Origin of the sequence: Staphylococcus sp. HMSC062A01 (assembly GCF_001836805.1) — a bacterium.
Taxonomy (GTDB): Bacteria; Bacillota; Bacilli; order Staphylococcales; family Staphylococcaceae; genus Staphylococcus; species Staphylococcus haemolyticus.
The window spans coordinates 1-236 of sequence record NZ_KV830622.1; the positions used below are offsets into that span (position 1 = coordinate 1).

Sequence of the window (236 nt, forward strand, 5' to 3'; positions counted from 1 at the left end):
TACTATCTAAGATATGCATTGAGTTATCGTGATATATCTGAAATATTAAGGGAACGTGGTGTAAACGTTCATCATTCAACGGTCTACCGTTGGGTTCAAGAATATGCCCCAATTTTATATCAAATTTGGAAGAAAAAGCATAAAAAAGCTTATTACAAATGGCGTATTGATGAGACGTACATCAAAATAAAAGGAAAATGGAGCTATTTATATCGTGCCATTGATGCAGAGGGACA

The 236-nt window shown here is 34.3% G+C and carries 1 protein-coding gene; it reads left to right on the forward strand.

Going from position 1 to position 236, the window contains the following annotated elements:
• Positions 1-236, forward strand: a 236-nt coding sequence (locus HMPREF2715_RS06175) for a DDE-type integrase/transposase/recombinase (RefSeq protein ID WP_141757445.1), incomplete at both ends; no start/stop codon positions are given.